This window comes from Nocardia sp. NPDC005825, from assembly GCF_040630175.1.
In the GTDB taxonomy this organism is placed as follows: Bacteria; Actinomycetota; Actinomycetes; order Mycobacteriales; family Mycobacteriaceae; genus Nocardia.
The window spans coordinates 1-14,831 of the sequence record NZ_JBEXXC010000021.1 but is presented as its reverse complement, the minus strand read 5'-3'; the positions used below and the strand labels follow the sequence as shown (position 1 = coordinate 14,831).

10 protein-coding genes are annotated in these 14,831 nt (G+C 69.3%); 9 read left to right on the top strand and 1 reads right to left on the bottom strand.

All coding sequences use genetic code 11. The annotated features are described in order from the left end of the window. Positions 1–75 precede the first annotated feature (75 nt). The 6 genes from ABZ382_RS33680 (at position 76) to ABZ382_RS33655 (ending at position 8,054) form a co-directional block, all read left to right on the top strand. Positions 76–3,480 carry a pyruvate carboxylase gene (locus ABZ382_RS33680; protein ID WP_357097521.1) on the top strand — a complete coding sequence of 1,135 codons (3,405 nt, stop codon included), beginning with the start codon at positions 76–78 and terminating at the stop codon, positions 3,478–3,480. Beyond that, on the top strand, positions 3,477–4,040 hold the full coding sequence (gene rsmD / locus ABZ382_RS33675; protein ID WP_357097519.1) for a 16S rRNA (guanine(966)-N(2))-methyltransferase RsmD: 564 nt from the start codon (positions 3,477–3,479) through the stop codon (positions 4,038–4,040). The genes ABZ382_RS33680 and rsmD overlap by 4 nt, the downstream gene beginning before the upstream one ends. 92 nt (positions 4,041–4,132) lie before the next feature. Further along, positions 4,133–5,257, top strand: coding sequence for an FAD-dependent oxidoreductase (locus ABZ382_RS33670; RefSeq protein ID WP_357097517.1), 1,125 nt, complete (start codon positions 4,133–4,135; stop codon positions 5,255–5,257). After that, the gene (locus ABZ382_RS33665; protein WP_357097515.1) at positions 5,254–6,165 is read left to right on the top strand and encodes a hypothetical protein; all 912 of its coding nucleotides are present in this window, start codon (positions 5,254–5,256) and stop codon (positions 6,163–6,165) included. Before ABZ382_RS33670 ends, ABZ382_RS33665 begins: the two co-directional genes overlap by 4 nt. A 104-nt stretch (positions 6,166–6,269) precedes the next feature. After that, positions 6,270–7,010 (top strand): SDR family oxidoreductase, encoded by a 741-nt coding sequence (locus tag ABZ382_RS33660; protein ID WP_357097514.1) that lies wholly within the window; start codon positions 6,270–6,272, stop codon positions 7,008–7,010. A gap of 12 nt (positions 7,011–7,022) precedes the next feature. After that, positions 7,023–8,054, top strand: coding sequence for a sigma-70 family RNA polymerase sigma factor (locus ABZ382_RS33655; RefSeq protein ID WP_357097513.1), 1,032 nt, complete (start codon positions 7,023–7,025; stop codon positions 8,052–8,054). Positions 8,055–8,227: 173 nt separating this feature from the next. On the opposite strand, the gene ABZ382_RS33650 is transcribed toward ABZ382_RS33655, so the two are convergent. Beyond that, on the bottom strand, positions 8,228–12,412 hold the full coding sequence (locus ABZ382_RS33650; RefSeq protein WP_357097511.1) for a bifunctional nitrate reductase/sulfite reductase flavoprotein subunit alpha: 4,185 nt from the start codon (positions 12,410–12,412) through the stop codon (positions 8,228–8,230). 258 nt (positions 12,413–12,670) lie between these two features. On the opposite strand from ABZ382_RS33650, the gene ABZ382_RS33645 reads away from it, so the two are divergent. The 3 genes from ABZ382_RS33645 to modA all read left to right on the top strand — a co-directional run. Further along, a complete protein-coding gene (locus ABZ382_RS33645) occupies positions 12,671–13,888 on the top strand; it encodes a molybdopterin-binding protein (RefSeq protein ID WP_357097509.1) in 1,218 nt (405 codons plus the stop codon). A gap of 41 nt (positions 13,889–13,929) precedes the next feature. Next, on the top strand, positions 13,930–14,331 hold the full coding sequence (locus ABZ382_RS33640) for a TOBE domain-containing protein (protein WP_357097507.1): 402 nt from the start codon (positions 13,930–13,932) through the stop codon (positions 14,329–14,331). A 5-nt stretch (positions 14,332–14,336) separates the two neighbouring features. Continuing rightward, positions 14,337–14,831, top strand: a 495-nt coding sequence (gene modA, locus ABZ382_RS33635; RefSeq protein ID WP_357097505.1) for a molybdate ABC transporter substrate-binding protein, incomplete at its 3' end; no start/stop codon positions are given.

Sequence of the window (14,831 nt, the reverse complement as noted above, 5' to 3'; positions counted from 1 at the left end):
AGTCCGGCCTGTGAAGATTGCACCGAACGGGACTTCGATGCCCGATCCGTATCCCCGGGCAGGTACCTTCTACGCATGTTCTCCAAAGTCCTGGTCGCCAACCGCGGCGAGATCGCCATTCGCGCCTTCCGCGCGGCCTACGAACTCGGCATCGGTACCGTCGCGGTTTTTCCGTACGAGGACCGCAACTCCGTGCATCGGCTCAAGGCCGACGAGGCGTACCAGATCGGTGAGCCCGGCCACCCCGTCCGCGCGTACCTGTCGGTCGAGGGCATCATCGAGGCCGCCAAGAGCGCGGGCGCGGATGCCATCTACCCCGGTTACGGCTTCCTGTCGGAGAACCCGGACCTCGCCGCCGCTTGCGCCCGCGAGGGCATTACCTTCATCGGCCCGGACGCCTCGGTGCTGGAGCTGACCGGCAACAAGGCTCGGGCCATCGCCGCGGCGAAGGCCGCGGGGCTGCCGGTGCTGCGGTCGAGCGAGCCGTCCGCGGATGTGGACGCGTTGATGACGGCGTCGGAGTCGATGGAGTTCCCGCTGTTCGTGAAGGCCGTCGCCGGTGGCGGTGGTCGCGGTATGCGCCGTGTCGCGGACCCGGCCCAGCTGCGCGAGTCCATCGAGGCTGCCGCGCGTGAGGCCGAATCCGCCTTCGGTGATGCGACGGTGTTCCTCGAGCAGGCGGTGGTCAACCCCCGTCATATCGAGGTGCAGATCCTGGCTGACCAGCAGGGCAATGTCATCCACCTCTACGAGCGCGACTGCTCGCTGCAGCGCCGCCACCAGAAGGTGATCGAGCTCGCGCCCGCCCCGAATCTGGATCCCGCACTGCGCGACCGTATTTGCGCTGACGCGGTGGCGTTCGCCAGGCAGATCGGTTATTCCTGCGCGGGCACGGTGGAGTTCCTGCTCGACGAGCGCGGCAACCATGTGTTCATCGAGATGAACCCGCGTATCCAGGTCGAGCACACGGTGACCGAGGAGATCACCGACGTCGACCTGGTGCAGTCGCAGTTGCGGATCGCGGCGGGGGAGAGCCTCGCGGATCTCGGCCTCAGCCAGGACGCCATCCACATTCGGGGCGCGGCGCTGCAGTGCCGTATCACGACCGAGGACCCGGCCAACGGGTTCCGTCCCGACACCGGCCGCATCACCGGTTACCGTTCCCCGGGTGGCGCGGGTGTGCGTCTCGATGGTGGCGCGAACGTCGGTGCGGAGGTTGGCGCCTACTTCGACTCCATGCTGGTCAAGCTCACCTGCCGCGGCCGCGACTTCAACGCCGCGGTGGCGCGGGCCCGGCGCGCGGTCGCCGAATTCCGCATCCGCGGCGTGACGACCAACATCCCGTTCCTGATGGCGGTGCTCGACGACCCGGACTTCCGGGCGGGCCGGGTCACCACCTCCTTCATCGACGAGCGGCCGCAACTTCTCACGCTGAAGAGCTCCGCCGACCGCGGCACCAAGATCCTCAACTACCTGGCCGACATCACCGTGAACAAGCCGCACGGCTCACGGCCGACCAAGGTGTACCCGCACGACAAGCTGCCCGCCATCGACCTGACCGTGCCGCCGCCGGCGGGCTCACGGCAGCGGCTGCTCGAGCTCGGCCCCGAAGGCTTCTCGCAGTGGCTGCGCAACCGGGAGGGCGTGGCCGTCACCGACACCACCTTCCGTGACGCGCACCAGTCGCTGCTCGCCACCCGCGTACGCACCAACGGCCTGCTCGACGTGGCCGGGCATGTGGCGCGCATGACGCCCGAACTGCTGTCCATCGAATGCTGGGGCGGCGCGACCTACGACGTGGCATTGCGGTTCCTCTACGAGGACCCGTGGGAGCGGCTGGCCGCGCTGCGCGAGGCCGTGCCGAACATCAACCTGCAGATGCTGCTGCGCGGCCGCAACACCGTCGGCTACACGCCGTACCCGGAAAAGGTCACGCGCGCTTTCGTTTCCGAGGCCACCGCCACCGGCATCGACATCTTCCGTATCTTCGACGCGCTCAACAATGTCGACCAGATGCGCCCGGCCATCGACGCCGTCCGCGAAACCGGCACGGCCCTGGCCGAAGTCGCGTTGTCCTACACCGGCGACCTGTCCAACCCGAACGAGGACCTCTACACCCTCGACTACTACCTCAAGCTCGCCGAGCAGATCGTCGAGGCCGGGGCGCACGTCATCGGCATCAAGGACATGGCCGGCCTGCTGCGCGCACCCGCCGCGTCCACCCTGGTCACGGCGCTGCGGCGGGAGTTCGACCTGCCCGTGCACGTGCACACCCACGACACCCCGGGCGGCCAGCTGGCCACCTACCTCGCCGCCTGGCAGGCCGGGGCCGACGCCGTGGACGGCGCGTCCGCGCCGATGGCGGGCACCACCTCGCAGCCCGCGCTCTCGGCCATCGTCGCCGCGGCCGCGAACTCGCCCTACGACACCGGGCTGAGCCTGCAGAACGTGTGCGACCTCGAGCCGTACTGGGAGGCGCTGCGAAAGGTGTACGCGCCCTTCGAGTCCGGGCTGCCGGGCCCGACGGGTCGTGTCTACCACCACGAGATTCCGGGCGGTCAGCTGTCGAACCTGCGCCAGCAGGCCATCGCGCTGGGCCTGGGTGACCAGTTCGAGGAGGTCGAGGCGAAATACGCGGCCGCGGACCGGATGCTGGGCCGCCTGGTCAAGGTCACCCCGTCCTCCAAGGTGGTCGGCGACCTGGCGCTGGCGCTGGTCGGCAGCGGCGTCGACGTCGACGACTTCGCCGCCGACCCCGCCCGCTACGACCTTCCGGACTCGGTGATCGGTTTCCTGCGTGGTGAACTCGGCACCCCGGCCGGTGGCTGGCCGGAGCCGTTCCGCAGCCGCGCCCTCGAGGGCCGCGGTCCCGCCAAGCCGGAAGCCCAGCTCACCGTCGCCGACGAGGCCGGCCTCAACGGCACCTCCGCCGAACGCCGCGCCACCCTCAACCGGCTGCTGTTCCCCGGACCCACCGCCGAATTCATCGCCCACCGCGAGAAGTACGGCGACACCACCGGGCTCTCGGCCAACCAGTTCTTCTACGGCCTGCGCCACGACGAGGAACACCACGTCCAGCTCGACAAGGGCGTCACCCTGCTCATCGGACTGGAGGCGATCTCCGAGCCCGACGAGCGCGGCATGCGCTCGGTCATGTGCATCCTCAACGGGCAGCTGCGTCCCATCCAGGTGCGCGACCGCTCCATCGCCAGCGAGATCCCGGCGGCGGAGAAGGCCGACCGGAACAATGCCGGGCACATCGCCGCCCCGTTCGCCGGTGTGGTGACCCTGGCCGTCTCCGAAGGCGATTCGGTGTCCGCGGGCGACACCATCGGCACCATCGAGGCCATGAAGATGGAAGCCGCCATCACGGCCCCGCGCGGTGGCGTGGTGCGCCGCGTCGCCATCGCCAAGGTCCAGCAGGTGGAGGGCGGCGACCTGCTCGTCGACGTGAACCTGAACGAGACCGCCGCCGAATGACCCGCATCGTGGCAGGTACCGCCGGGGGCCGACGCCTACGCGTCCCCCCGGCGGGCACCCGCCCCACCTCCGACCGGGTGCGCGAGGCCCTCTTCAGCTTCCTGCACGCCCGCATGGATTTCGACGGCCTGCACGTCCTCGACCTCTACGCGGGCTCGGGGGCCCTGGCCCTGGAAGCGCTGTCCCGCGGCGCGTCCCACGCCCTCCTGATCGAGGCGGACCGCAAGGCCGCCGCCATCATCCGCGGCAATATCGGCGACCTCGGCCTCCCGGGTGCGGAACTCAGGCAGAACAGCGTCGGGTCCGTGCTGGCGGGGGCCGCGCCCGAACGTTACGACCTGGTCTTCTCGGATCCGCCCTACGACCTCGACATCGCCGACGTGCAGTCCGACCTGCGCTCGCTGGCCGAGAACGGGTGGCTGCACGACGAGGCGCTCATCGTCGTCGAACGCTCCACGCGCTCACCCGAAGTGGTCTGGCCCGACGGGTTCGCGCCCCAGAAGTCGCGCACCTACGGGGAGACGCGGCTCGATTTCGCCGAATACGCCGAAGCCCACTGACACAAGGGCTTTCGCAGTTTCGGCGGGTGCGCCCGGGTCGCGGTCGATAGAATCACCAGGGGGTGAGCGATCGCGGTGAGGGGGTTCGAGTGGTGCACGAAGGACGCGTTGCCGTTATCGGGTTGGGCGCCGCCGGCCTGTCCGCGTGCCTCGCGGCGGCGGAACTCGGGTGGTCGGTCATCGGATTCGACCGGTACGCGATCGGCGCGGACTCCGCCGCTTCCGCGGGGCGGTCGAAGATCATCAGGTTCGGATACACCGACCCGTTCTATGCCGAACTGATGCGCGATACCCGGCCGCGCTGGGAGCGGCTCGAACACGACACCGGAACGTCGCTGATCGACCGGTGCGGGATGCTGCATTTCGGGATCGGCGGGGGACCGGGGACCGGCGCGGTCATCGAATCCCTCGAACGATCCGGGCAGGACTGTGAAATCCTCACCGGCGGTGAGGCATCCGCACGGACCGGGTTGCGGCTGCGGGCGGGGGAAATCGGTGTCCACGAGCGCAGCGCGGGGATGATGACCCCGGCGTCGGTGTTGCGGGCGCTGGCGGCCCGGGCGACCGCGCTCGGCGTGGCCCTCCGCGAGAAGACGGCCGTCTCGGCGATCGACGATGCGGGCGGCTCCGTCACGGTGACGACATCGGACGGGCCGGTACCGGTGGATCGCGTAATCATCGCCGCCGGTGGGCAATTCGGGCAATTCGCGCCTGCCGCCGCCGGTCGAATCACGGTGACCCGCCAATATCAGATCGTCTGCGAAGCGACCGAGCCCATTGCGGGCGGACGCGGGTGCAGCTGGATGGACGTCACGGCCGACGAGTGGTACGGGATGGTCAACGCGGGCAACGGTGTACAGATCATGGGCGTTCACGAGCCCGCGACCATCGTGGATGCCGATCAGCCGATCGACGACACGGAACTGAAGGCATCGGTCGACGTCCAACTCGAGTACCTGAGGGAACGGCTGGCGCTGAACTCCCGGCAACTCACCCTCCTCGAAGTCCGGACCTGCCACTACACCAACACGGCGGCCAAGGATTTCGTGATCGACCGCCTGCCGGGCGGCTCGACGGTGCTGCTCAGCGCCTGCTCCGGGCACGGCTTCAAATTCACCATCACCAGCGGCCACCTGGCCGCGCAACTCGCCTGCACCGACGCGGCGCCGGTACCCCGATTCCGGCTGTCCGCCCTCTCCACCGAGCCGCGGCCATGATCGCCCCGACGCCGCCGACGCCACCCGAGCCTCCGGTGAGCAGCAATACCGCCGCCAAAGTCACGCTGGTCATCGGAATCCTCGTCACCGTCCTGGGCTCGATGTGGGGGATCATCTCGAGTTCCGGCGGCAAGGTCGTCGCTCCGATCGACACCATCATCGCCGGGGCGCTGACCGCGGTGGGCGGCGGCATCGTCGGCGCGTCGATGCAGGATCTGTTCTCCCGCACCAATGTCGAACGCGGCCTCAGCGCGGTCTCGCGCATGATGTCCGATGTCGTCGCCGAGAACTCGCGGGTGCTGACGGCCATCACCGAGCGGATGACCGATGTCGCCGACGGGATCGGCGGCTCCGCGCGGGCATCACACGACAGCATCCGGAATACCGTGGCCGGTTCCCTGTCGGCGCGGTTCGTGTCCGACGAACAACAGCTCGCCCCGCTGCGAAAGACGTGGCATCACTATCACGTCACCCAAGCCGGACGTGAATTGCGCTGGCTGTATTCGATATTCCCCTTGGACACCGGCACCAGCCCCTCGACGATCACCACGCCCATCGTCCTGGTCGATCTCGCGCGCGTCGCGCATGTCTACAACGCCGAGGTCGGCATGCGAACGAATCGACTGTTCGTCAACTTCACCCGCGCCGACGGCACCGAGCCGAGCTGCTCGGAGATCTTCCCGCACATGCAGACCTTCCGCGACATCCACGCCGGCTTCGGCATCCGCCAGACCTGGGACGGCTCCCACCTGCTCGGCCGCGCCATCATGAGCGAACGCCCCGTCATCCCCGACGCCGAACCCGGCATGATCGCCGCCGAACACAACCCCACCCTCGACGACGTCTGGCTCACCGGCTTCATCCAGAACCGCATCCACCTCGACGACCTCCCGGCCCGCCAGTCCTGAGCGTCGACCGGCCCGCGCCGAACTTTCTGCCCGGCACCCGACGGATTCTTCGCCTCCCGCCGGTCTGAATACCTGACAGGAACAGACCGAGCAGGGAGTGCGTGATGACGGATTCGAAGAAGACCGCGGTGGTCACGGGTGCGAGCCGGGGATTCGGGCGGGGGATCGCCACCGCGCTGGTGGCCTCGGGGATGCGGGTCGCCGGAGTAGCGCGCGACCGGCAGGCGTTGCGGGAAGTCGCGGCCGAACTCGGGGAGGCGTTCGTGCCCATCACCGCCGACGCCACCGAGGAAGCGGTGGCGCGGCGAGTGATTCGCGAATTCCGACCGGCGGTGCTGGTGCTCAACGCCGGAGCGACACCACCGCTGGCGCCCATCCACGAGCAGAGCTGGGAGAGCTTCACCCGGAACTGGGAGACCGATACGAAACACGCGTTCGTCTGGACCGGGGCGGTGCTGCGGGAACCCCTGGAACCGGGCAGCGTGGTGATCGCCATGTCGAGCGGGGCGGCGGTCAACGGGTCGCCGCTGAGCGGTGGATACGCGGGAGCCAAGTCCGCGATCCGATTCATCCGGACGTACGCCGCGGAGGAATCCGAGCGCGCCGGGCTCGGGATTCGGTTCGTGGCCCTGCTGCCCCGGCTGACCCCGGCCACCGGGCTCGGGGCGACCGCTGTCGCGGGATATGCCGCCCGGCAAGGTATCGACGTCGACACCTATATCGCGGAGATGGGGCCCCCGCTCACACCCGAACAGGTAGGAAAAGCGGTGCTCGAACTTGCCGGAGATCCGGGGAGCGCGGCGGAATACTTGGTGAGCGGCGCCGGGCTGCGGAAGATCGGCTGAGGCGGCGCGACCATGACCATCAGCGCACCGGCAGGAGTCGCGGACATGCCCGCCGAGACCGAACGACCCGCGGCGACCGAACGCCCGACCCAGCGTGAATTCGGCGGTCTCACCGAGAGATTCCGGCCCGAACTGCTCGCGCACTGCTACCGGATGCTCGGGTCCGTGCAGGACGCCGAGGACCTGGTGCAGGAGACCTACCTGCGCGCCTGGCGCGGCTACGCGGGTTTCGAAGGCCGGTCCTCGGTGCGGCACTGGCTGTACAAGATCGCCACCATGGCGTGCCTGACCGCGGTGGAAGGCCGGGCCCGCAGGCCGCTGCCCTCCGGGCTGGGTGCGCCCGAGGACGATCACCGGGTGGCGGTCGCCGCCCGCGAGCCCACGGTGCCGTGGCTGCAACCCGCACCGGACGCGGCCTTCGGATTCGACGACCCGGCCGCCATCGTGGCCGGGCGCGCGGGCATCCGCCTGGCGTTCATCGCGGCCCTGCAGCTCCTGCCCGCTCGCCAGCGCGCCGTGCTCACCCTGCGCGACGTCCTCGCCTTCCGATCCGCGGAAGTCGCCGCCATTCTCGACACCACCCCGACCGCCGTGGACAGCGCCCTGCGCCGCGCCAGATCCCGTCTGGCCCAGGCGGGTCCGGTGGACACCGACCTGGCCGAGCCGGACGAGCTGGCGCAGCGCCGTCTGCTCGACGACTACGTCACGGCGTTCACCAGCGCCGACCACGCCGCCCTGGTCGCTCTGCTGCGCGCGGACGTCGAGATGGAGATGCCGCCCACCCCGACCTGGTTCACCGGCCGCGCCGCGGTGACGGGCTTCCTCGCCGCGCGCATCCTCAGCCCGGGCCTGTGGCGCATGCTCCCCGTCCGCGCGAACGGTCAGCCCGCGTTCGTCGTGTACAAACGATCGGCCGAGGGGTGCTACGAGGCGTACGGCATCCAGGTGCTCACCCTGATCGGTTCCCGGGTCGCCCGCATCACCGCGTTCAACGATCCGGCCCTGGTCCCGGCGTTCGGCTTCGCGATCACCGCCGAAACCTGAATCGGGACAGGGCATTCGGCTCAGCTCAGGGCGTACGGGGGTGCGAGGTGGAAGCGGCGGCAGTCGGAGCAGCGCCGACTCATCACATCGGGCGTGCCGGTGTGGTGGAGGATGGCGTGGGTCGGGATGACGTCCAGGGTGTGGTCGCGCAGGACCGCGTGGCCGTCGATTCCTCAGTACACGTCGCGCACGTACCGCTTCTCGGCCGCGAGCTTCTTCACGTAGGCGTCGGCGTCGTCGGTGTCCAGGTTGCCGTGGTGGGCGATGATCTCCCGCAAGGCGAGATCGACGTCCTTGGCCATGCGGGAGGCGTCGCCGCAGACGTAGAAGTGGGCGCCGGAATCGATCCAATTCCACAGTCGCGCACCGTGTTCGCGCATGCGGTCCTGGACGTACACCTTGGCGCGCTGGTCACGGGAGAACGCGAGATCGAGGTGGGTGAGGACGCCTTCGCGCTGGAGCTGGTCGAGTTCGTCGCGATAGTAGAAGTCGGTGGCCTGGTGTTGCTCACCGAAGAACAGCCAGTTGGGGGCGTGGTCGCCGCGCGCCCGCCGGTGTTCGAGGAATCCGACGAACGGCGCGACGCCGGTGCCGGGACCGATCATGATGGCGGCCACGGCCGGATCGTCGGGCGGGCGGAAGTGCGGCGAACGCTGGATGTGCAGGGCCAGGGACTGGTTCTGCTCCGCGTCGGCGAGATAGGCCGAGCAGAGCCCGCCCCGCGGCCGGCCCGTCGGACCGGGATAGCGGATGACCGAGACGGTGGTGCGCACGGTCGCCGGGTCCGCCAAGGGACTGGACGAGATCGAATACAGGCGCGGTTGAATACGTTTGAACATGTCCGCCCACCGCTGCGGGTCGGCCGGCACCGGATAGTCGGCGGCGATGTCGACCGGTTGCCGCCCCCACAGCCATTTCGCCAGTTCGCCCTTGTTGTCCTGGCGCAGCAAGGTCCGCAGGTACGGATCGGCCGTGCACTCGGCCAGATACTTCAGCAACTCGGGCGTCACCCTGGTCAGGTCGAGATGTTCTTCGAGCGCGATGGACAGCGGCACGGGGCCGACCTTCGGAACCTCGACCACGGCGGCGGGATCGAGTCCGGTGACCGCCAGGAACTCCCACACCAGCCCCAGATCGTTGAACGGCCGCACGCCGAGCGCATCACCGACGTCATAGCTCAGATCGGTGCCGGCCAGATCGAAGCTGAACTGGCGGACCTCCTTCTGCGCGCCGGGCAGGCTCAGCAGCCGATTGCCCACCAGCCGGCCGGACGGCCCGCCGGATTCGGGGCGGGCGGTGCCGGACGGTGCTGGAGGCGGTGTCGCGGTCGTGGTGCTGCCGGCGGGAGCGGTGAGGACCGGGAGGAGTTGTTCGAGCCAGACCGCGGCGGAGTCGTCGAAGTCCGGTTCGCAGTCGACGCGGGGGATCAGCCGTTCCGCACCCAGCTCGGCCAGTCGGTCGTCGAGGCGTCTGCCGTGGCCGCAGAACGCGTCATAGTTCGAGTCCCCGAAGGCGAGCACCGCGAATCGTGTTCCGGAGAAGGCGGATTCGGGCAGCGCGGCGAGGGAGTCCCAGAATCCCGCACCATTGTCCGGGGCGTCGCCATCGCCGAAGGTGCTGCTCACGACGAGCAGGTCGGCGGCGCGAGGCAGATCGGCGGCGGAGATCGAATCCATGGCGTGCACGACCGGGGCCAGCTCGCGCACGGCCAGAGTGTCGGTGAGAGTCCCGGTGGCGAAATCCTCCGCAGTGCCGGTCTGCGAGGCCCACAGGACCAGCAGTGGACGGGTCGGTGTGGCAGCCGCCGGTGTCGCCGGTTCGGGCGATGGGACAGTCGCGGGTGCGATCGTCGCGAGCGGACCCGCCGGGCTGATGCGGTCGTGCGGTGTGAACATGCCCGCGAGCAGGCCGTCGACCCAGGCCGTGATGGTGGGGCGCAGCGGATTCGCCGCCGGGAGGGCGGGCAGCACCGCGGCGTCCCCGGTCTGCCGCACCCCCGCGAGAAACCCTGACAGGTACGAGGATTCGAGGTCCGTCAGGGTGGGCGTGCCGAGGTCGGCGATACCGAGCACCGCCGCCGCGGCCAGCGCCCGATCATCGGTTCGCGCCGACACGAGCGCGGCGGGTGCGGTCACCGCGGGTTCGGGGGTCGAGATGGGCTCGGGCCGGATCGGCGCGGCGACCTTGGCCAGGGTGACCGCGCAGACCTTGAACTCCGGTTGAAACGAGATCGGGTCCACGGCGTCGTTGGTGACGGCGTTGACGGTCAGGTACTCGCCGAACAGGTCGTTCCAGTGGAACGGGGCGAAGGTGGTGCCGACCCGCACCCGGTCGGTGACCACGGCCGGCAGGACGGCGCGCCCGCGCCGGGAAGCCACTTCGACCCAATCGCCGTCGGCAACGGTGAGTTTCGCCGCGTCCTCGGGGTGGATCTCGAGGAACGGCCCCGGATTGAGCTTGTTGAGCTTGGCGACGCGGCCCGTCTTGGTCAGGGTGTGCCACTGGTGTTGCACCCGGCCGGTGTTGAGCACGAACGGGTAGTCGTCGTCGGGCAGTTCGGCGGCCGGCAGGTGGGGGCGGGGGAAGAACACCGCGCGGCCGGAGGCGGTCGGAAACCACAGCCGCGGCGTGGAGCCGTCCTCGCGAACCTGTTGCGGTCGGCTGACTCCGTCATTGCGGTAGCGAATCGGGTTGCGCGCCGGTCCGTCCGGCGCGATCGGCCATTGCAGCGGGCCTTCGCGCAGCCGATCGTAGGTGGCTCCGCGCAGGTCGTATTCGGTCTTCGGGTTCCAGGTGCGCTTGATCTCCTCGAAGATCTCCTCCGCGTCGCCGTAGGTGAAGGCGTCGGAATATCCCAGGGCACAGGCGATTCGGGCGATGAGCTGCCAGTCCGGGATCGCCTCTCCCGGGGCCGGAATCGATTTCCGGACCAGGGTGAGGTTGCGCTCGGAGTTGATCATCACGCCTTCCCCTTCGACCCACAGGGCGGCGGGCAGGATGACGTCGGCGTAGGCGTTGGTCTCGGTCTCGGCGAAGACGTCCTGGGTGATCACCAGTTCGGCGGCTTCCAGTCCCGCCAGCACCGTCTTCCGATTGGCAACGGTGGCAACGGGATTGGTGCAGATGATCCAGCAGGCCTTGATCTCACCGGCCGCCATCCTGGTGAACATGTCGATGGTGCCGGTGCCGACATCGGTGCGCAGTGTGCCCGGCGGTCGCTGCCACAGTTGCTCGATGAACTCCCGGTCCTGGTCGACCAGAACCGAGCGCTGCCCGGGCAGCCCCGGTCCCATGTAACCCATCTCCCGCCCGCCCATCGCATTGGGCTGGCCGGTGAGCGAGAACGGGCCGCTGCCGGTACGGCAGAGGGCCCCGGTCGCGAGGTGCAGGTTGACCAGGGCGTTGGTGTTCCAGGTGCCGTGGGTGGACTGGTTGAGGCCCATGGTCCAGCAGCTCATCCACTCACCGGCGGTGCCGATCAGTTCGGCGGCGCGGCGGATGTCGTCGGCGGGGAGCCCGGTGATCTCGGCGACCGGGGCGGGCGAATAATCGCGCGCGAAATCCGGCATCGCCTCCCAGCCCTCGGTGAACTCGGCGATGAAGTCGGGGTCGGTGTGGCCGTTCTCGATCAGCAGGTGCAGCAGCCCGTTCAGCAGCGCCAGATCGGTGCCCGGCTTGATCTGCAGGAACAGATCGGCCTTGTCGGCGGTGGCATTGCGGCGCGGATCGACCACGATCAACTTCGCGCCCGCCTTGACCCGATCCATCATGCGCAGGAACAGGATCGGATGGCAGTCGGCCATGTTCGCGCCGATGACGAAGAACACGTCCGCGTGGTCGAAATCCTCGTAGGAGCCCGGCGGGCCGTCCGCGCCGAGGGAGAGTTTGTAGCCGCTGCCCGCACTGGCCATGCACAGTCGCGAGTTGGATTCGATCTGATTGGTTCCGATGAACCCCTTGGCCAGCTTGTTCGCCAAATACTGTGCTTCCAGGGTCATTTGACCCGACACGTAGAAGGCGATCGCGTCCGGTCCGTGTTCGTCGATCAGGGCGCGCAGGCGAGCGGCGGTCGCGGTGATCGCGGTGTCGAGCGGGGTCGGCTCCGGCGGCATGCCGCGCTCGGTGCGCACGAGCGCGGTGGTCATTCTGCCGTCGGCGGCCATCAGGTCGGCATGGCTGCCGCCCTTGGTGCACAGACGTCCCGCGTTGGCCGGATGTGCCTTGTCCCCGGCGGCTTTTCGGATCCGGTTGCCGTCCGGTCCGGTGTCGAGTTCGAGTGCGATCCCGCATCCCACGCCGCAGTACGAGCACACCGTGCGCACCGTGCCTGTCGCCGCCCCGGAATCGGTTGCCGCCACCGCAGTTCTCCCCTTCGCCTCGCCCTGCTCTCGGTCCGTGGTCTTCACGCTAGGAACGCGCTGTTACCGCCCGGTCACATGAGTGGTTACGTTCGCCTCTCCACGGCGCGGGCCCGGCTGTGCGTATTTCCGGCCCGCACAGTCGACCGCGAATGAGGGTGAGAAGGCGGCAACAGACAAGCAACTACGGAGCAAGACAGGTGAAATCTCCGTAATTGAGGATTACGAGAAAGTCGCCGACATGTGAAGGGCGGATGCGTGAGCACCCTGCGATCCCGATCCATCGAGCCAGTCAGCGGTACCGCTGTGACCGTGGACGGGATCGATGCCGTGTTGAGTTCGGAGCTGTCCGCGATCCCGTCGAGATACGCCGTCCTGGCGGATGCGGCGGGGGCGACACTCGCCGAACCGTTGGCCGCGGCAGCGGCATTGCCGGTGGCCGACACCGCGGCCATGGACGGGTTCGCCGTGGGTGGCCGCGGGCCGCGCTGGCGGCTGCTGATCGGGACCTGCGTCGCGGGTCGGCGATCCCGGATCGCGCTCGCCGACGGTGAGGCCGTTCGCATCTCGACCGGCGCCTTGGCGCCCGCCGGCGCCACCGCCGTGGTGCGGTCGGAGCACGCGCACATCGAGCGGATCGCGGGACAGGCCACGGTGGTGCTCGCGCCGGGCGTCCCGCATCGCAACGACATGCGGTTGCGCGGCGAATCCTGGTCCGAGGGCGACGAATTGACGCCCGCGCGGGTCCGGGTGGACGCCGCGGTGATCTCGGTGGCGCAGAGCGCCGAAACCCCGATCGCGATGGTGCGCGGCCCATTGCGCGCCGATGTGCTCATCACGGGAGACGAGATTCGAGCGTCGGGGGAACTCGCGCCCGGGCAGGTCCGCGACGCGCTCGGCGCGGCGCTCCCGCTGTATCTGCGGCACTGCGACATCGGTATGGGCCGCCTGACCCGGCTGCCGGATGACCGCACACTGCTGCGCACCTGGTTCGAGCTCGACACCGACGCCGAACTCGCCATCACCGTCGGAGCGACCGGCCGCGGCGTCGCCGATCACCTGCGCGAGGTCCTCGCCGAGATCGGCGCCCGCGTCATCTTCGACGGCGTGCGCATGCGCCCGGGCGGCTCTCATCTGGTGGCCGAGCTGCCCGACGGCCGTACCCTGCTCGCCTTGCCGGGCAATCCCCTCGCGGCGATCGCGGCGACGCTGGTGACCGGTCCCGCGCTGGTGCGCGCGCTGACCGACCGGCGGGACTCGCCGTCCCTGTGGGGCCGGATCGCCGATGCCGCGGCCCCCGCCTCCGACCTGCTGCGGATCGTCCCCGCCCGCCAGGTCGAGGGCGGTGTGTGGCGTGCCAACGGCGTGGCCGGAACCGCGCATCTGGCGAATCTGCTGCACGCCGACGCCCTTGCGCTGCTGCCGCCGGGAGCCGGTCGCGGCGCCCTGGTCGAATTGTTGCCATTGCCCCGGTGATCTGGCTTGCGCTCCGCAGATTCGGCAATATGCTGCCTATCGTGACGAACTTGCGGATCAGTGAAGCCGCCGCGCTGATGAGTGTCAGTGATGACACCGTGCGCCGCTGGATCGACCAGGGACGGCTGCAGTCCGTCCGGCTCGACAACGGCCGGCTGGGCGTGCGCGGACAGGATCTGGCGGAGTTGCTGCGCAGCATGTCGGCGGAAACTCCGGAGCCGGGCGTCACCGTCGCGGTCTCGGCGCGCAACCGGATGCGGGGGATCGTGACCCGCATCGTCAAGGACACGGTGATGGCCCAGGTCGAGATGCAGGCCGGGCCGTTCCGGCTGGTCTCGCTGCTGAGCCGGGAATCGGTCGACGAGCTCGGACTCGAGGTCGGCAGCGTCGCCGTCGCCTCGGTGAAATCGACCCATGTCGTGGTCGAAATACCAGAAAGTTGATGAGGATGAAGACATTCCGTCGCCTCGGCGCGGTCGCCGCCGTGCTCGCCGTCACCGCCGGTCTGGCCGGTTGCGGCTCCGACGACAAGAAGGACACCCCGGCCGGATCGGATCAGGTCACCGGCACGGTGACCGTATTCGCGGCAGCCTCGCTGACCGAGACGTTCACCAAGCTGGGCAAGGACTTCGAGGCCGCGCACCAGGGCGTCAAGGTGGTCTACAGCTTCGGCGCCAGCTCCGCGCTGGCCGAGCAGATCAAGCAGGGGGCGCCCGCCGACGTGTTCGCCTCGGCCGCACCCGCCAACATGCAGCAGGTCGTCGACGCCGGTGACGTCACCGGCACACCCGCCACCTTCGTGAGCAACCGCTTGGAAATCGCGGTGCCCAAGGGCAATCCCGGCCACATCACCGGGCTCGCCGATTTCGGCAAGTCCGATCCGAAGCTGGCGCTGTGCGCCGAGCAGGTGCCCTGCGGCGCGGCCGCCAAGAAGGTCTTCGAA

Coding starts and splice junctions, on each gene's coding strand:
- rsmD (WP_357097519.1), top strand. CDS start 3,477: ATGACCCGCATCGTGGCAGGTACCGCCGGGGGCCGACGCCTACGCGTC.
- ABZ382_RS33680 (WP_357097521.1), top strand. CDS start 76: ATGTTCTCCAAAGTCCTGGTCGCCAACCGCGGCGAGATCGCCATTCGC.
- ABZ382_RS33665 (WP_357097515.1), top strand. CDS start 5,254: ATGATCGCCCCGACGCCGCCGACGCCACCCGAGCCTCCGGTGAGCAGC.
- ABZ382_RS33655 (WP_357097513.1), top strand. CDS start 7,023: ATGACCATCAGCGCACCGGCAGGAGTCGCGGACATGCCCGCCGAGACC.
- ABZ382_RS33660 (WP_357097514.1), top strand. CDS start 6,270: ATGACGGATTCGAAGAAGACCGCGGTGGTCACGGGTGCGAGCCGGGGA.